The organism is Arthrobacter sp. SD76 (assembly GCF_049726125.1).
GTDB lineage: Bacteria > Actinomycetota > Actinomycetes > Actinomycetales > Micrococcaceae > Arthrobacter > Arthrobacter nitrophenolicus.
This window is the reverse complement of sequence record NZ_JBNBLR010000002.1, coordinates 86806-104100: the sequence shown is the minus strand read 5'-3', so window position 1 is coordinate 104100 and position 17295 is coordinate 86806. Positions and strand designations below refer to the sequence as shown.

Below are 17295 nucleotides of genomic sequence, written 5' to 3'. Positions count from 1 at the left end.
TTTCCGCTGTCGCACGGGTCACGAACACGAACTCTGCGTCGACGTTCGTCGTGGCGTACCGCCGGAACTTCGCTGCCCACCATCGCAACCCCAGGGATACGGACCGGGCAATGGAACAGGCTGCAAGGTTCCTCCGGACCTCGAAGAGCAAGTACAGCGAGAGCTTCGATACTCACTTCAAGAGAGCAAGCGTCGGGGGTATGTGCTGATCCACGGCTGAGGCTTCACTCCTGCTTATGACTGCCAGACTGGGCCACGGTAGAGATCGTTTCCCGGGCAGTAGTCCGGAATGAACCGTTGGAGCGTGGGACCGTCCCAAAAACGGATATTTCCCCGCGCGCCCTGCCGCCGCCTCGGCTTGTCGCCGGCAAAGAGTTGTCTTCTAGGGCATCGCTGTCCTTCTGCCACTGCTTAGACGGGCTGAGGCTCTGGACAGTCGATCCGGCGGGGTTTCGTTGCTGATGCTGCCCAGGGCCTCTTGGGCGATCAGGAGCAGGTCGTCGCGGTTACTGAGTTGCATTGAGTGCTCACCGTAAAGCTCGACCGCGATGTCTACGGCTGCTTCGGCGGTGCTGATGTCCAGGGCGCGACAGAGTACCGCGATGTCGGGGATGTCCCGGTCACGGCCGGCCGCGAGCTTCATGGCTAAGAGGAACCTTGGCGAGGCGACACGCAACACGAGGTTGTCGGCAATTGTCACTTCCACCGCTTCCGTGTCCTGCCCGTCCGGGATGTAGGCCCGGGCGGCGTTGTTCAGCCACCGCGGGTCCAAGCCCAATTCTTGTGCCATGTCCGTGGCTACGTCCTGCACCGTCTGCTCCGGGTGATACACGGCATCGATGTCTGTTGTGGAGCGTCGGGAGTCGAACTCGATGGCGATCGCCGCTCCGCCGACAAGATAGATGTCTGCGCCCGCACCTCTGGCATGGAGCCGGCGGGACAGCTCCATGAGAAGTCCTCGTATGTCATCGGATCGGTAAGAGGCGCGGCGTCCTGTTCTCATGCAGCGGCCAGGTTGGCGGCGTCGAAAACGATGTTCGCTTCGGCGAATTCGACGGGCGTTCGTTCTGCCATTCTTTGCTTCCAGGCATGCGAGACATGCTTGCGGGGGGTGGCATACCATTTCGACTCCAGTCGGGGAGTGCTTGTCCAGTCCGGCTCTTTCAGCCCGTGCTGATGGCATTTGTAGGCGAAAGTCCTGGCCAGCAGTGCATCCCAGCGCTTCCGTCCAGTCGACGCGGGCCGAGCGCGGAGGAACCGCCGACGGTCAGATGGATTGAGATCGTCAAAATAACTGGCGGCCATGGACAACACGCGCATGGCAAAGTCAGGATCGCCGTTGCGCAGCTCCCGCTTTATCTCACGGGCTGCCGTTTCCGCTGTCCAGTAGAGTTCCGATTCCCGAGGGGCACCTTCGATGATCAGTGCGGTGCCCAGCTGGGAAAGAACCTTCAGGGCGGTGCTGATGGAGACATTCCTACCCTGCTCAAGATCAACGAGGGTTGAACGGCTGATACCAGTTGTACGGGCCAGTGCCTCCTGTGACAGGCCAGCATTGAGCCGGTGACGTCTCACCTGCTCGCCAAGTTCCCGCGCGTCCTGGATTTTATTCACGGCAATCACTCTTCCATGTCGGATATATCCATCATAGTGTGCGATTGATGATTGGGCTTCAGGTAGCCACGCACGCCTACAGCGTCTCGGCTTCACGAGAAAATCGGGGACCAACGGCTGAAAATGCCTCCTCACAGGGACTCCCACAACTGGTCCTGAAGCTTGAGCAGGGTCCGCCGCCCGGGCTCCAGCGGAGAAGAACGAAACGGGATAAGCGAATCTATGACTTGAGGCCCCTGACGGACCGTTCGGTTGCGTCGGCGCCATCCTGCAACGCCTGGGGCATGAGGTGTCCGTACACCTGCTCGGTTGTTCGAACGGATGCGTGGCCTAAACGTCGTGATAACGCGAACAGGGAAATCCCACCGTTTTGGAGGAGCCAGGAGGCATGTGTGTGCCGCAGGTCGTGGATGCGCGGGGCTTTGGTTAGGCCCTGGGCTTGGGCGGCACGGACAGCTGGCACCCAGTGGTGTTGCCAGAAGGGTTTGTGAGCGATTCGCTGGCCGCTGGGCGTTGTGAACAGCAGTTCGCTGCCCGGCCGACTTGCCACGAGGGGAACGAGCAGGTCTACCAAGGTGGGATTGAGCCCGATGGTGCGCCTTCCTGCCCTGGTTTTGGTCGGACCCATGTAGTACCGGGATTGCCCATCGCGTTTCCACGCTTTATTGATTCGAGCGGTCGGCGGTTTAGAGAGCAGATCGATGTCGGCAACCCTGAGCGCGGTTGCCTCGCCGAACCTGGCCCCTGTCATGACCATGAACTGCACCAAAGTCTTGTACTGCGGGGGCATGCCTACTATGAGCAAGCTGAACTCGGCATGTGTGAGGAACAGAGCGTCGTCCTCTGCCCTTTCAACCGTGGGGAGGGCGACGCCGCGGCAGGGATTGCGGGAAATGTATCCGAGCAACTCGGCAGTCTTCATTGCAGCTGACAGCAGCCCGTGGATGTTCTTGATGCTTTTAGGTGCGACACCGTCGACGGAAAGGGCTTTGACCCAGCGCATGACGTCCCGGTACCCGAACTCGTCAACTGGTATGTGACCTATCGTGTTTCGAATCCGCAGGTCAAGCATCCGCTGATACGTCCCCATAGTCCCAAGGGAGGGGCGAACCAGCAATTCGATATGTTCTTGGACAACGTCCGCAACGGTGGGAACGCCTTGTTTCCCCAGTTGGGCGGCAGGACCAGGGCAACTTTGGCATCTGCCCGTTGTCATTGAGGTATCGCACAAGACTAAGTGCTTCCTGCTCCGACTTAAGGGTCAGCCGGTGTTGATGACCTGACCTGTAGTCCCGCCACCGCACCGAGACAGCGGTAGTCCCATCCCACCGGGCGCGGGTGATGATGCTGGCCACGAGGACAGGCTACGCCCACGAGAACCCGTAGTCAGCAGAAAAGCTGACCTACCATGGGGCATGGCCACGAAGAGTCCCGATCCATCCCCCAAGGCCCGGATCATTCACGGGAACACCCCGACAAAGAGCACCGCAAGAACAACGATCCTTGCCCTGGACGTCAGAAAGCATTGCGGCGTCAAACTATCGACGAGGGGCTCAACTACGTCCTGAATCACGACGCTGAACTTCTGGCCCGCCTCAGCGACGCCTGACGAACGAGGAACGAGTAGTAACGGGCCGGCCGACGGTGGAAATCCAGAAACCTCAGGTGCCGGTAATCCGTAGCCGCACTCGAGATCCAGCCTAGGCGCCAACGAATGCCTAGCCATTCGCGTTTCTACGGAGCACATTTGCGTCAGAATAATGTAGAATTCCGTTTCGCTGACGACTGCTCGTGAGTATCTCAGATTCCAACCTGACGAATCTTGGGGGAGGGAAACGGGTCTGACAGCTCGAGAATCGCCAAAATAGTCCAAACAATCTGGACTTAATGACGTCACACTCGGCAGAGGGTGGCAATGTCGCACGTTTTGACTCGTCGTGCAGATTACGACAGGCCGGAAACGTCCCGACAGCGCCTGTTCTCCCTTGTCAGGTGCCCTGACGTCAGGTTGGGGTGTGCTTCAGACCGACAGGGGCGAAGCGAGATTTCACCATTCAAGTCCGCTCGGGTCCTGTTCCGGACTTCGCAAACTAGGGGCTGAAGGGATTGAGCAGTACCGAATGAGTTGCTCGGGTACTGCTCGACGTCGATGCACTGACTCAAACCCCCATAGCAAAAGACGGCTTCGTCCACCTGCCGTTGCGCCTTAGGCGATGAACATCTTCCCTCGTGACCATGGTTCTGCCTTGGCCGTTATCCATCCACAACCAGATGAGCGAGTGATCGGGCATAACTATGTCCACGAGCCCTGTCCCGGTGATTCTATTTCTGAACAGGATTTCGACCAGCTCGCCCCCCCTTCAGGCCTTCCCAGTCGAGGCCGGGCTCTTCTGTGGAACTGGTCGCTTCTGTATTGGGGAGCTGGAGGGGGCTTCCAGCAGGGTTTGAAGTCGTGAGGGATTTGCTTCGGTTTCGGATGTAACCTCCGGGAGGTCCTGTTTCTGCCTTCTTTTGGGGAGTGCTGCAGCGTTTGGATTGGGGACATATTCAAGGTTTTGGATTACTTTCTGAACTATCTCCCTCGTTCCAGCAGCGACTTTATGAGGTCGGTTAAGGACGTTGGACACAGTGGTCGCAGAGACGCCCGCTGCTTGGGCCACATCTGTGATGCGAGCTGGACCATCCATAGGTGCCTCCCGGGAGAATTGTTTGTGGAGGCGCCGGCAGGATCCTTACGCCTAATGACTGATGTACATGCCAGAGGAGCCAGGACTGCGATGCTCCACACTCACAAAGGTCATTGTTCGAATGCGGTAAGAGACATCTTTCGAAAGTCGGAAGCATCAGACGTGGGGGACTGTTTGCTGCCTGCGCTAGACCACGGGTTGTAGATGAGTTCGGAGTTCGTCCAATGTTGGTGGCTTTGCACCGTGGCGGCGGACCGTGATGGCGGCGGCCATAGAGGCTGTTCGCCCGAGCTGTTCGAGGACAGCGGGGGCGAGACCATCGGTTCCGCGGGTCAGGAGCCCCAGAATCAGCGCTGCCATGTAGGAGTCACCGGCGCCTATGGTGTCAGCGACCTCGGATTTCACTGCCGGAACGTGCATGCGTGTCTCAGCTGTGGCGAGCAGTGTATCCCTTGAACCGCGGGTGATGACTACCAGCCCGGCGCCTAGTCCCAGGAGGTGCGTGGCGATGTCCTCAACTTCTTCCCGGGGGTAGAGCCACAAGGCGTCCTCGTCGCTGAGTTTGATGACGTCGGTAAGGTGAACCAGGTCCTCGAATGTGGATTTGGCCTCGCTGTGGCTGCCGAGCAGGGACGGTCTGATATTGGGGTCATAGGTAAGAGTGCAATCCTGCCGGTACTGCTGCAGGAGTGCTTTGACTGTGTTCGCGCCGGGTGCCAGAAACGTGGCAATAGAACCGGTGTGCAGGACCTTCGGCGTATATGCGTGAGCGGTCGGTTCCAAGGTCCAGGACAGGTCAAACTCGTATCTGGCTGACCCGTCCGGGGCCAGTGTTGATGTTGCCGACGGGGTCTTGTTCAGGGAGCGGGAGCCGGGTAGCAGCGTTACGCCTGCACTGTGCAGGTGCTGCACGATCGCCGCGCCGCGCTCGTCATCGCCAATTGCGGTGAGCAGTCCGGTGGTGACGCCAAGTTTGCCAAGGCCGTAAGCGACATTCGCGGGTGACCCGCCCGGGTGTTCGCTTGTGCCCCTGGGCGAGTTGACGACGTCCATGAGCGCTTCGCCGATGACCACGACGTCCAAAATCTGGCGGGACGGAATGGGGGAGTCAAGGTCGTACATGATTTCTCTCTTCAATCGTTTCCTGATCCAGACTCGCAGGGGGCGATGCGCCTCCACCGCTTCTCCCAAACGGGGAGGTTATGCGTACTGGGTGACCGTCAGGTCGTTCAGACGTGCTGTTCCCCCGATGGCGTATACGGAAACAGCGGTGCTGGTGGCGGCCGGGAAGATCAGGTCGGTAAGGGTGACTTGGCCGCCCTGTGCGAAAACCTCGACTGAGCAGTGGTCAACATAGACTTCGATTTCGTAGGAACCGTCCGCTGTCAGGATCGGTGCAGTTTCGATGGAGGCGAAGGATTCGTGGAAGTTTGTTTGTCCTGATTCCCGCCGATCGACGAAGATGGTCCCCTCGGCGGGGCGGACACCAATGCGGGTCCCCTGCGATCCGTCGCCGCGGACGACGATCCCGAATTCCTCGGCTGTTCCTGGTTCGATGGTCAGCTCAAAACGTTGAACAGTGCCGGATGCACCCTCCAGGACGTGCTGCCCGTCGGTTATTTCAACTCCCGAGAGGCTGAAAGCCGGCCTTTGTTGATCGTGTGGGGTGAAGTCTCCTGCGGCTTGCTGAACCAGCCGCCAACTGCCATCAATGCTCAGAAGGGACACTTCGCGCACGAGTGACATGGGGCTGCGCCACGGCGAGGTAGGGATCTCGTTGGCGTACTGCCAGTTGTTCATCCACGCGATCATCAGCCGCCGGCCATCGGGTACGTCACTGAAGGAGACGGCGGCGTAGTAGTCCCGGCCCCAGTCCAGCCACTGGTATTCGTCCAGCCGGTCGGGGTCCTGCAAGCCTTCGGTAACTGTCGTTGCGGAGGTGAAGGTGGTTCCGTCGAAGTCGCCGATGAAGTATTGGCCGGCGGAGCCGTGGTTGGGCCCGCCGGGGTTGAGGTTGACGGTGAGGACCCACTTGAGGTTCGCCGGGTCGCCGTCCACAGGCAGGGGAAACAGGTCGGGGCATTCCCAGACCCCGCCGGTGGCGTTCGCGGGGCCGAACGTGCTCAGCAGTTCCCAGTTCTTCAGGTCGTCGGACTTGTAGAGCACCACCTGGAAGTCTGTGGCTTCGACGGCGACCATCACCCAGTAGCTGCCGGCGTCGCCGTCGTACCGGATCACTTTGGGGTCGCGGAATCGGCGGATCCGCGGGTGAGGACTGGGTTGTTTGTGTGTTTGGTCCAGGTGTAGCCGCCGTCCAGGCTGTAGGCCAGGGACTGGGCCTGGAGGCCATCGTGGGCGGAGCCGGGTTTGAAGGCACTGGTGTAGATGGCCACGAGAGGGGCAACGGACTCGGCCCCGAAGCCGCTGGTGTTAGCGCGGTCGTAGACGATGCTGCCGGAGAAGATGTCTTCGTTCTCGTCACAGGCGATGGCGACGGGGTGTTCGGTCCACGTCAGCAGGTCGGTGGAGGTGGCATGTCCCCAGGACATGTTTCCCCAGACGTTTCCCGACGGGTTGTTCTGGTAGTAGAGGTGGTAGACGCCTTCATGAAAGATCAGGCCGTTCGGGTCGTTAAGCCAGGTGTTTCGGGCGGAGTAGTGCAGGGCCGGGCGGAAGGTTTCGGCTGTCGTGGCGGTCGCGGCAGTCATGAAGGTGGTGTCTCATTTCTAGGCAGGCCTGGTCGCGGCTCCGTGGGACTGCCGGCAGGTGGATGGGTGAGGCGGGTGGGGCCGGCTTGTGGAGCCGGCCCCACCCGTTTCGGGGTGCTAGGAGTTCTTTTGGTACCGGTCGTAGGCCTGCTGGTAGACCTCGATCATTTTGTCGACGCCGACGTTCTTGAGCTGGGAGATGTAGCCGTCCCATTCCTGCTCGATGCCTCCGGAGACGATCCACTTGGCGATGTTCTGCTCAACAGGGATGTCACATCGGTCTGGATGCTGCTGATTTGCTGCAGTTCCTCGTTGGACAGCGCGACCGGGGGGTAGCCGTCGTTGCCCGCAAACGGTTTGTAGAGTTCCTTGACGGTCTTCTGGCGTTCCGCTGCCCGCGGTTCCGGTGCAACGACGGTCTTGAAGTTCTCCGCGGTGTTGGCCTTCGGGCCGCCGGGAGCGACCTTTTGGCGGCGTTCGCCTTCGCTGGTTCCGTCGGTGGCGGGGATCTGGGTCAGCAGGCCGCTGGCATCCTTTTGCAGGGTCTCGCCGATCGGTCCCCAGTTGGCCTGGGCGGACTGGACGGGGTCGTAAAGGTTATCAGCCCAGCGCATGGTGGCAGCCGGGTACTTGTTGGCCCGGGTGATCGCGAAAGCGCCGCGGGCGATCTCCTGGTTGTTGGACTGGCTGGCGATCCGCTTGCCGTTAACGCCTTCCAGCACCGGGACCAGGGCGTAATCGCCGGCGCGGTCAGCGCCGACCATTTCTGGGATCTCCCACCAGACAAAGGAGCCGAGGTTTTCCTGCGCGGCCTTGCCCTTTGCCAGGTACGCTTTGTCGTCCTGGGAGAAGGACTCCGGGTCGATCAGGCCTTCCTTGTACCACTCGTGGAGGGTCTGGATGGCCTTCTTGTAGCCGTCCTGGGTGGCTGTGAAGATGACCTTGTCATCCTGGACGATGCGGTGATCTGCATTGTCGGGCACGCCGCCGAGGGCCGCGATCAGGTCGACGATATCCCCGCACCACGATCCGGGCATGAAGCTCAAAGGGATGGTCTTGCCGGTTCCGGAGGCGTCCTGGTTCTTGAAGGCCACCAGTGCGTCGTGGAACTCGTCAATGGTTTTCGGCATCGGGATGTTGAGCTTTTTCAGCCAGGAGGTGTTGATGGCGAGTTCGTGGGGGAACTGGACCAGCCCGAGTTCCTCGACGGAGGGCAGGGAGTAGATGTGTCCATCCGAGGAGGTGATGGCTGCCTTGATGTCAGGCCGCTCGGAGAGCAGCTTGGAGAGGTTTGGGGCGTTCTTCTCAATCAGTCCTTCGAGGGGGATGAGGGTGCCGCTGGCGGAGTAGGTGGCGATTTCACCGTCGGTCAGGCCTGTGTTGAAGAAGGCGTCCGGCAGGTCACCGCTGGCGAGGATCAGGTTCTTCTTTTCCTGGAAGACAGGGTCGGGAAGGTTTTCCCAGTTGATGTGGATATTGGTGGCCTTTTCCCATTCCTGCACCACGGTCATCGTGTTGTAGTCCGGGGCGAGGGCTGCCTTGCTGCCCGAGAACGTCAGGTCAAGCTTCTGGCTGACGATCGGGAAGCCTGTTTCCTGGAAACCGAAGTCGGCGGAGGCGTCTTTGATCTCCGTGGTGCCGGAGCCGCCGCCGGAGCAGGCGGTGAACGTCAGTGTTCCGGCCAGGATTGCGCCGAGGGCGGCGTATTTGCGGCTGAATGCCATGGTCATTCCTTTTCTGGGTGGAGTTGTTCCGGGGTTGCTGGTGTTGCCCCTTGGCGGTTGCCGGGGCGGTGGTGGTGCCGGGAGAAACTATTTGACGGCGCCGATCATGGCGCCTTTGGTGAAGTGCTTCTGCATGAATGGCAGGGCAATCATGAGGGGCAGGCTCGAGACGACGATCATGGCGTACTTGGTGAGCTCTGCGATCCGCTGCGCTGCGGCATAGGATTCGATGTCTCCGCCGGTGGTGCCGGTGGATGAGACGTCTGACTGGATCAGGATGTTGCGCAGGACGAGCTGCAGCGGGTATTTGGTGTCGTCATTGAGGAAGATCAGTGCGTCGAAGAACGAGTTCCAGTGCGCCACGACGTGGATCATGATCATGAGCATGATCAGCGGCTTGGACAGCGGAAGCACCATTTTGAAGAAGAACTTGAAATCGGTTGCCCCGTCCATTTGGGCGGCTTCGCGCAGCTCGTTTGGAATGGTGTGTTCGAAGAACGACCTGGCAATGATGAGGTTCCAGACCCCAACGGCGCCGGGCAGGACAACTGCCCAGACGGTGTCGAGCATGCCCAGGTCCCGGACCACGAGGTACTTGGTGATGAGTCCGCCGTCGAAGAACATGGTGATCACGAACAGCAGCATCAGGATTTTCCGGCCCGGCATGTCTTTGCGGGACAGCGCATAGGCGCCGCAGAGGATGGTGCTGACACTGACGGCGGTGCCGAGAACCGTGTAGACGAGGGTGTTGCCCAGGCCGTTCCAGATCCGGGCGTCAGTGAAGATCCGTTCATACCCTTCGGTGGTGATGCCCGAGGGCAGGAGCCAGACCTTCCCTTCGTAGACGGCGTTCGGGTCGCTGATGGAGGCGATCACGATGAAGTACAGCGGATACACCACGGCCAGGATGGACAAGAGGAGGACGGCTGTCGCACCGACGGTGAAGGCGCGGTCGCCGTACCTTGACCGCAGCGATTGCTTTGGTCGGGCCTGGCTGACGGTGCGGTTTGCGGTGTCGGCAGTGCGGGGGTTGGTTGTCAGGGACATATCGGCATCACCACAGGGTTGCTTGGTTGGCCCGGCGCGCAATTGTGTTGAAGACGAGCAGCAGCGCCAGGTTGAGGAGGGAGTTGAACAGGCCAATGGCGGCCGAGTAGCTGAACTGCGCCTGCTGCAGGCCCGCGTGGTAGACGTAGGTCTGGATGATCTCCGACGTTGAGATGTTCAGCGGCGTCTGCATCAGCAGCGCCTTCTCAAAACCGACGTTGAGCAGGTTGCCGATGGCAAGGATGAACAGGATGGTCACGACCGGCATGATGCCGGGAAGGTCTATGTGCCGGATGCGTTGAAGCTTTGAGGCCCCGTCCACCTTGGCCGCGTCATGCAGTGCAGGGTCGATGGCTGCAAGGGCCGCCAGGTAGACAATCATCGAAAAACCGGCGTTTTGCCACACGTCCGAGATGACGTAGACGGGACGAACCATTCTGCGGAACCCATGAAGAAGACCGGTTCCCCGCCCGCCAGCTGGATGGCGTTGTTTACCAGCCCCGACCGGGGAGAGAGGAGGACGAACATGATGCCCACCACCACCACGGTGGAGATGAACGCCGGTGAATACAGCACCGTCTGGGTGAACTTCTTGAACTTTTCGCTTTGGAGCTGGTTGACCAGCAGCGCGAGGATGATTGGAATGGGGAAGGCCACCAGCAGGCCGAGGATGGCGATCCACAGCGTGTTCCCGACGACCTGGCCGAACTGGTAGGAGTTCACAAACCTGATGAAATGGGTCAGGCCCACCCAGGGGCTGTCGGCGAAGCCGTCTACCGGGTTGTAGTTCTTGAACGCTATCTGCACGCCGTACATCGGCCAGTACTTGAAGACCAGGATGTAAATGACGGCCGGGGCTAGTAATACGTATAACTGCCAGGCACGGAAAATTCTCTTGAGGCGGAGCGAAAGAGAATTTTTCCGTTGCGGCAGCGGTGCCGCAGCTGGACCGCCGCGTCGGGCCGGGATTGTGCGGCTCATGGCATCTCCTTGGGATGGGTCACTGAGTTCCGTTCGATCAGAGGGCAGTCCATGAGCTCGACCCGGCCATCGGGTTCGGCATCCTGGAGGATCAGTTCAACCGCGCGCCGGCCCATGGCGACGAACGGCAATTCAAAGGTGGTCAGCCCAGGGCGGAGGAACGGTGCCAACGTCGCCTGATTATCGAAGCCCACAATGGACACGTCCTCAGGGACAGAAAGGCGCAGGTCAGACACTGCCTGGTAGGCGCCCAGGCGCCACGGTCGTTGGCGCAGAAGATCGCGGTGGGCGGGTTAATCGAGGTCAACAGCTCCATCGCGTACTTGTAGCCGTCCTCCTCGCCCCCTTTGCCGAAGCGGACCAGGTACGGATCCAGTCCCAGGCCCGCTTCCTCGAGCGCTTTTTGGTAGCCCTCGTGGCGGCCGACAGCAGCCGGCAACCCGCTCTCAAGACTTTCAATGTTGATCAGCCCAATGCGGGAATGACCGGCTTGAAGCAGCCTCCGGGTGGCCGAATATCCGCCCTTGGCCTCGTCGGGAGCGACGCTGGCAACCCGTCCGGCCCGGTCCTGAGAGTTCAGCACCACAGACTTGACCCCGGCCAGAGCCTCCGGAACGTCCAGGCGCCGGTGGTACATGCCGGCGTAAACCACTCCCGCAACCTTGTAGGAGAGCATTGTGTCCAGGGATGCGGCTTCAAGGTCCTTGTCTCCGCCGGTGTTGACGGTGAGCAGGAGGAGTCCATCCTCCCAGGCCCGCTGCTGAGCGCCTTCGATGATGGCGCCGGCAAACGGAGTAGTGGCAACGGTATCGCCGATAAACCCGACCATGCCGGCCACGCCTTCACGAAGGGTCTTGGCGTGGGCGTTGGTACGGTATCCGAGGCGGTTCACGGCGTCCCGGACCTTCTTCCGGGTTTCCTCCGAGAACCGCGAACCTGACGCCGAATTCAGCACCAGGGAAACGGTGGCCTGCGAGACACCGGCGGCAGCAGCGACATCGTGCATGGTCGGTCCTGACTTTGGCCGTGTTCCAGCCACGGGCACCTCCTCGGGCCACTTGTGAAGGGGGGTTATTCGTATAACTACGGAAAACTGTAGCGTGCCTCACAGTGGAGAGTCAATAAAAGAACTTTCCGGAAAGAGATGGAAGGGACTGAGCCCGGCGCGATGCCGGGACTCAGTCCCTTTAGCTCCGGCTCTGGGGTGAGCCGGTCACTTCGTAATGAGCTACTTCTTCTCTGGGAGGAACATTGCCCTTTTCCGGGTAGGGAAAGGCGTTTTTCGCTCGAACCAAGCTGACAGGTCCTGAACAAAGGAAACGATTTCACGGGCCGCGTAATGTGCGGGGTCCCACACCGCGTAGAAGTGCACAACTAGTGGCTTGCCTCCATGAAGGACGAATGCCTGCTGCAGGTCATAATCGGCTACAGGTTCAAGTACCACGGCATTGCCTCTTCCCGCGGCCGCCAGGGCTTGGGCGATGACGGGATCGGTTGTATTTGTGGCCATGTCAAGGCTGAGACCCGCTTCCATCGCGGTACGCCGGACCAGGGCTTCGACGGCTCGGCCTCTGGCCAGCAGCATTGGGAATTGGACAACCTTTGCCAGCTCGACTGTGCCCTCCTCGACGTCAAATCCCGGCCGCCCGGAGTACTGCACGAGGATCCTCGTGGAGCTAAGGGTCCGTGACGCCAGATGCGGCGGCGGTTCCGACGTGTTGATGGCAACATCGGCGCCCCGGCGCAGTTCTTCGTATACCTCTGCTGGTTGCGCCGTCCGGATGGATTCAACTGGCGCACCAGCCGCGATATAGGGGGCGATGAAGTAGTGTGCGGTCATTTCCGGGCAGGCCAAAGTGAAACTCGGAGCTCCGAAACGGAGGGTCTCCATGACACCTTCTGCCCTGCGGAAACGATCCCGCATATCGGTAGCCATCTCCATAAGACTCTCGCCGGCGGCCGTAGGAATCATTCCCGATGGGGCCCGGTGGAAGAGCCGTACCCCTAGCTGTCGCTCCAAACCTATGATGCGCCGCGAAACGGCAGGCTGGGAAATGTGGAGTTGTACCGCAGCTTCCCTTACGGATCCTGACTCAGCCACGGCCAGAAAGTGCATTACATCCCGATAGTCCATGATGTTCTCAGGTTATCACCCGAGACGGTTTTGGCATTGGACACGTATCACGCGGCGGGTGACCATAGACCTAAAGAGAGATAGCCGTCACATCGGGCTTTGGAGGTAGTCCCATGCGGAACGGGCTAAGCCAGCGGTAGCGGAAAACAATCCGCCGGAACACACTAGGAGGATTCAATTGAGCACCACTTCAGACCACAGGAAACCGCTGATCGGCGCCTTGGCGTCACACCCTCGCTGGAAGCGGCAGAACGTCTTGCTCCCCTCCTCAAACCCTGCCCCCGGCGTCACGGTATGGCTGCCCGATGAGTAGCAATGGGCGTGTTGCCATCGTGACGGGCGCAGCGAGCGGCATCGGTCGTGCGACGGCCCTCCTGCTTGCCGAGGAGGGAGCGGCTGTCATGGTGGCGGACATTGACGAATCAGGCGCGCAAGCTGTTGCAGCCGAGATCGTGGCGGCGGGTGGACGTTCAGAATCCATCGCGGTAGACGTTTCTTCAGTTGAGGGGACGGAACGCATGGCGGCGGCAACCGTCGATGCCTTTGGAGGGATCGACATCCTTCACAATAATGCGGTTTTGCAGGTGTGTATGAGCCAGCGCATCAGTACCCCGTGGATGTCTGGGACCGTGTCATTGCTACCAATCTTCGGAGTGTCTTCCTCGGTTCGCGTGCTGTAATCCCGTACATGCTCAAGGCGCGCAAGGGCGCGATCATCAATACCTGCTCCACCTTCGGAAGTTTTGTCGCTCGCACGTTACCCGCGTACACCGCCGCAAAGGGCGGGGTGCTAATGCTTACGAAGCAGATGGCGGTCGACTACGGACCGATGATCCGTGTCAACGCCATTTCGCCGGGAACCATCGACTCCGCCATGATGCGTTCAGTCATCGCTGCCTCGCCCGATCCCGCGGGACGGGAACAGGAATTCATTGAATCAAATCCTGTTCTGCTCCGAATCGGTGACCCTCGTGAAATTGCCTACGGAGTCCTGTTTCTTGCATCTGACGAGTCCTCGTTTGTGGTCGGCGCAGACCTCTTCATGGGCGGTGGCCAGGGTTTGTTTGCATCGCCAATCAGCTGATCACCCGCATCGTCAAGATCATCAAACTTTACCGAAGGGAAGGCTTCAGATTATGACTAACAACTCAACTACCAGCTCCAGCCTTAACGGCCGTGTCGCCATTGTGACCGGCGCTGCGCGGGGTATCGGATATGAGTGCGCGTCGACTTTGATAGGTCGCGGTGCATCCGTTGTCGTGGCGGATCTGGACATTGAAGCAGGTACCCAAGCATCCAAGATGCTCGGCGACGCGGCACACTTTATCGGGCTAGACGTATCAGATGAAAGTGGATGGACCGCCTGTGTAGCCCAAACTCGAGAAGTTTTTGGGCCTCCGACTGTTCTTATCAACAACGCCGGCATTTTCCGCCCTGTCCCGTTTGCTGAGGCAGCTCTCGACGATTATATGGCCCACATCCAGGTAAACATGATTGGCCCGTTCCTCGGGACTAAGGCAGTTTTGAACTCCATGATTGAAGCGGGCGGGGATCAATCGTGAACCTTTCCTCGATTGCCGGCAGCAGCGGGTTCCCCGCCCTCGCAGCCTACTGCGCCTCAAAGTGGGGTGTTCGAGGATTGACCAAGTCCGTTGCCAAAGAACTTGGTAAACACGGCATCAGGGCCAACTGCGTTCTCCCGGGACTCATCGACACCGATATGGCGAAATTGAACTCGCCGGAGACAAACCGCGCCTACATCGAATCTCTGCCAGTTGGTCACATCGGGCAGCCTACGGAGGTTGCGGCCCTCGTGGCCTATTTGGCTTCCGACGAGGCCGGATTCATCACTGGCAGCGACTTCGTCATTGATGGCGGACAGACCATCTGACTGCCGATAAATCCCACATCAGATCAAGGAGAGATCATGCCGCTACAACTTCCTCCGGGAAAACGACTTGCGTTTAACATCCAGCCCCATTTCGACGCCCAGTCCGCCTGGCAGGGGACGTTCAAGCTGGAAAGCCCCGCTTATCTCGCTCGGGGTGAGTTTGATGCGGAAGTAGGTGTCCCCCGGGTCCTCGCCCTGCTCGAGAAGTACGACATCAAGGGAACGTTCTTCACTCCCACTCATACAATGGCGACATTTCCCGCCCAGTTCGAAAAGGTCCTCGCAGCTGGCCATGAAATTGGTGCACATGGCTGCTATCACGAACACATTCCCTCAATGGATCCGGACACAGAAGCGCGTCTCATGGAATTAACCATCGCGCAGCATGAAAAGTACGTGGGCAAGCGGCCCCGCGGCTTCGGCTCACCGGCATGGGATTTCAGCAGCACCACGTTTGAACTGCTCCTGAAGTGGGGCTTCACTTACGACTCTTCGCTGATGGGACGTGATTTCCAGCCCTACTTCCCTCGCAAGATCAGTCTCGATCTGGAGAATGGAAATACGTTTGGCGAGCCCTGGGGAATCCTCGAAATTCCTGTTTCCTGGTACCTCGATGACTTCCCACACCTGGAGTTTATCTCCGGGGTGGTCCACGGACCCTCCAGCATCGACGACCTGGTCAAGGGATGGACCACGCAGTTCGACTATGCATACGAGCACGAGGAAGGTGGCGTCTTTACCCTCACAGTGCATCCCGGCACCATCGGCAGGGCCCACCACATTGTCGCGTTCGAGAAGTTCCTGGCACACGTACGTGAACGCGAGGGGGTTTGGATAGCGACCCTGGGTGAGATAGCTGACACCTGGGTCAATTGAAAAGCTCAGCCTAACCGGCACGACGGGATCGCTAGCATCCTTGAGCCCTCTCAAAACATCGAAGGTAAACGCCGAGCAATCGTCCATACTCATGATTCACGCCCTAGTGGAGGGCGTATGTACTCAGTGAAACGACCGCGCTGACCACAACAGGAAAGACACTTCAGTGGCTCTATTTGGCGAGCCGGAAATCGCTGGCTGACCGGTGCTCGGCCGCTTGGACTAGACCTTCGTATCGCTGCTCTCCCGGAGGGCAACCAGCAAGGGTGCGGGGATCAAATCCATGAATCTACCAATCGGTCGATCATTCCGGCCCTGCACCTCACCGACGCCTAACGCGAAGGTCAAAACCCCGGAAGCGGGATACATCTAGGAGGAAAGACCAATGTTGTTCAAGAACCGAGATTCCCGGTATGGGAAAAGGGGGCGATCCTTGGCATCAGTCCCACGTCTCATCGTGGTGACTGCAGTGACACTCGCCGCTCTACTTACGGGCTGTACACCGGCAACGGAGGCCGGCCAGAGCAGCGCGAAGACAGCGGGTGAGCTCACCGCCGACCAGCAAAAATGCGTCGACAGCGTATCGCCCGACGTTGAAGCTGCCAGGGCAGTCACCCCACTGCTGGTGCCGGAAGAGCGCTTGGATACCGCAGCTGTTGCTGGCAAGAACGTATGGATTGTCACTGCGCTCGTCAATCAGTGGGGATCCGAACTCTTCGATGGCATGAAGGCGGCGGCTGATGAGGCCGGGATCAAGACCACGCTTTACGACGGCCAGGGTCAAGTAAATCGCTACAACGCAGGAATCCAGCAGGCGATCGCTGAGAAGGCTGACGGAATCATCCTGGTCAGCATTGATCCTGCAGTCGTCTCCCAGTCTCTGGTTGACGCAAAGGCTGCAGGCATCCCCGTGCAGAATTTCTACTCCGGAGATCCCAACGACCAACTGCCTGAAGGCATCTACGGAAACGTCGCCGCCACTCCGACTGAAGACGGAATTGCGCAGGCGAAATGGGTCCTCGCCAACTCCGGCTGCAAAGCTAACGTCGTGCTGGTTCATTCATCACAGGTCGGCGTCTGGGCCAAACTTGTCGAGGGAGCGAAATCAGTTTTCGAAGAATACTGCCCGACTGAGTGCAAGCTGACCGTTCTGGACATCGATCTCGCTAACGTATCCACAGATGTGGGCAGCCAGTTAACGAGCGCCCTGCAGCGTGACCCCGACACCAACTACGTGTGGAGCTCATGGGATAGCGCCGTGACGTTCATCAACCCCGTCCTTTCTGCTTCAAATTTCCAAGGCGTCTTCCTCAGCCATGACGGACTACAAACCGCAGTACAGGAAATTGTTGATGGCGGGCATCTGGACAGCACTGCCGCGTGGCCTCCTCCAGCCTGGATCGGCTGGGTTTCCCTCGATGATATGGCCCGGCACCTGGCCGGAGCTAAGCCGAACGGCATCGTCGTGCCCACGCGAATTCTGGACACCGAGAACATCGGGGACGGTTCGCAGGGCAAGACCTTCGAGAACTACGTCGGCTTCGAGGATAAGTTCGTCAACGCCTGGAAGGGCTGACCATTCGGAAGCGGTGGTGGGTCTGGGGCCACCACCGCTTCCATCCCCCGTATTTTC

General features: G+C 59.6%; 16 protein-coding genes and 4 pseudogenes. 6 read left to right on the top strand and 14 right to left on the bottom strand.

What is annotated here, in order from left to right; genetic code table 11:
• Positions 1-382: 382 nt before the first annotated feature.
• The 14 genes and pseudogenes from ACPEE0_RS22205 to ACPEE0_RS22140 all read right to left on the bottom strand — a co-directional run.
• Positions 383-949: a DUF6036 family nucleotidyltransferase gene (locus ACPEE0_RS22205; RefSeq protein WP_424575437.1), complete on the bottom strand. Its 567-nt coding sequence runs from the start codon at positions 947-949 to the stop codon at positions 383-385.
• 50 nt (positions 950-999) lie between these two features.
• A complete protein-coding gene (locus ACPEE0_RS22200) occupies positions 1000-1623 on the bottom strand; it encodes a helix-turn-helix transcriptional regulator (RefSeq protein ID WP_424575436.1) in 624 nt (207 codons plus the stop codon).
• 211 nt (positions 1624-1834) lie between these two features.
• Positions 1835-2686 carry a tyrosine-type recombinase/integrase gene (locus ACPEE0_RS22195; RefSeq protein ID WP_424575435.1) on the bottom strand — a complete coding sequence of 284 codons (852 nt, stop codon included), beginning with the start codon at positions 2684-2686 and terminating at the stop codon, positions 1835-1837.
• A 1288-nt stretch (positions 2687-3974) separates the two neighbouring features.
• A complete protein-coding gene (locus tag ACPEE0_RS22190) occupies positions 3975-4301 on the bottom strand; it encodes a LacI family DNA-binding transcriptional regulator (protein WP_424575434.1) in 327 nt (108 codons plus the stop codon).
• A gap of 186 nt (positions 4302-4487) precedes the next feature.
• Complete coding sequence (locus tag ACPEE0_RS22185) at positions 4488-5423, bottom strand: carbohydrate kinase family protein (protein WP_424575433.1); 936 nt, start codon at positions 5421-5423, stop codon at positions 4488-4490.
• A gap of 78 nt (positions 5424-5501) precedes the next feature.
• Entirely contained in the window at positions 5502-6047 is a 546-nt protein-coding gene (locus ACPEE0_RS22180; RefSeq protein WP_424575629.1) for a GH32 C-terminal domain-containing protein, read from the bottom strand.
• Positions 6048-7009 (bottom strand): annotated as a pseudogene (locus tag ACPEE0_RS22175) (glycoside hydrolase family 32 protein); the annotation flags it as partial.
• Between the two features lie 164 nt (positions 7010-7173).
• The gene (locus ACPEE0_RS22170; protein WP_424575432.1) at positions 7174-8733 is read right to left on the bottom strand and encodes an ABC transporter substrate-binding protein; all 1560 of its coding nucleotides are present in this window, start codon (positions 8731-8733) and stop codon (positions 7174-7176) included.
• Between the two features lie 87 nt (positions 8734-8820).
• Positions 8821-9780 carry a carbohydrate ABC transporter permease gene (locus ACPEE0_RS22165; RefSeq protein WP_424575431.1) on the bottom strand — a complete coding sequence of 320 codons (960 nt, stop codon included), beginning with the start codon at positions 9778-9780 and terminating at the stop codon, positions 8821-8823.
• A gap of 7 nt (positions 9781-9787) precedes the next feature.
• On the bottom strand, positions 9788-10162 hold the full coding sequence (locus tag ACPEE0_RS22160; protein ID WP_424575430.1) for an ABC transporter permease subunit: 375 nt from the start codon (positions 10160-10162) through the stop codon (positions 9788-9790).
• Complete coding sequence (locus ACPEE0_RS22155; protein ID WP_424575429.1) at positions 10159-10761, bottom strand: hypothetical protein; 603 nt, start codon at positions 10759-10761, stop codon at positions 10159-10161. Before ACPEE0_RS22155 ends, ACPEE0_RS22160 begins: the two co-directional genes overlap by 4 nt.
• Positions 10758-11767 (bottom strand): annotated as a pseudogene (locus ACPEE0_RS22150) (LacI family DNA-binding transcriptional regulator). The gene ACPEE0_RS22155 and the pseudogene ACPEE0_RS22150 overlap by 4 nt, the downstream one beginning before the upstream one ends.
• A 222-nt stretch (positions 11768-11989) precedes the next feature.
• Positions 11990-12652, bottom strand: a complete 663-nt coding sequence (locus ACPEE0_RS22145) for a LysR substrate-binding domain-containing protein (protein WP_424575628.1) — start codon at positions 12650-12652, stop codon at positions 11990-11992.
• Between the two features lie 69 nt (positions 12653-12721).
• Positions 12722-12877, bottom strand: a pseudogene (locus ACPEE0_RS22140) (helix-turn-helix domain-containing protein); the annotation flags it as partial.
• Positions 12878-13073: 196 nt separating this feature from the next.
• Between ACPEE0_RS22140 and ACPEE0_RS22135 the strand changes: the two are divergent.
• The 6 genes and pseudogenes from ACPEE0_RS22135 to ACPEE0_RS22110 all read left to right on the top strand — a co-directional run bounded on the left by ACPEE0_RS22135 (position 13074) and on the right by ACPEE0_RS22110 (position 17238).
• Positions 13074-13208, top strand: a complete 135-nt coding sequence (locus tag ACPEE0_RS22135; protein ID WP_424575428.1) for a hypothetical protein — start codon at positions 13074-13076, stop codon at positions 13206-13208.
• On the top strand, positions 13201-13575 hold the full coding sequence (locus tag ACPEE0_RS22130; protein ID WP_424575427.1) for an SDR family NAD(P)-dependent oxidoreductase: 375 nt from the start codon (positions 13201-13203) through the stop codon (positions 13573-13575). Before ACPEE0_RS22135 ends, ACPEE0_RS22130 begins: the two co-directional genes overlap by 8 nt.
• Positions 13482-13979 carry an SDR family NAD(P)-dependent oxidoreductase gene (locus ACPEE0_RS22125; RefSeq protein WP_424575426.1) on the top strand — a complete coding sequence of 166 codons (498 nt, stop codon included), beginning with the start codon at positions 13482-13484 and terminating at the stop codon, positions 13977-13979. The genes ACPEE0_RS22130 and ACPEE0_RS22125 overlap by 94 nt, the downstream gene beginning before the upstream one ends.
• 52 nt (positions 13980-14031) lie before the next feature.
• A pseudogene (locus ACPEE0_RS22120) lies at positions 14032-14786 on the top strand (SDR family NAD(P)-dependent oxidoreductase); the annotation flags it as partial.
• Between the two features lie 36 nt (positions 14787-14822).
• The gene (locus ACPEE0_RS22115; protein WP_424575425.1) at positions 14823-15662 is read left to right on the top strand and encodes a polysaccharide deacetylase family protein; all 840 of its coding nucleotides are present in this window, start codon (positions 14823-14825) and stop codon (positions 15660-15662) included.
• 469 nt (positions 15663-16131) lie between these two features.
• Positions 16132-17238, top strand: coding sequence for a sugar ABC transporter substrate-binding protein (locus ACPEE0_RS22110; RefSeq protein WP_424575424.1), 1107 nt, complete (start codon positions 16132-16134; stop codon positions 17236-17238).
• The last annotated feature ends 57 nt before the right edge of the window (positions 17239-17295 follow it).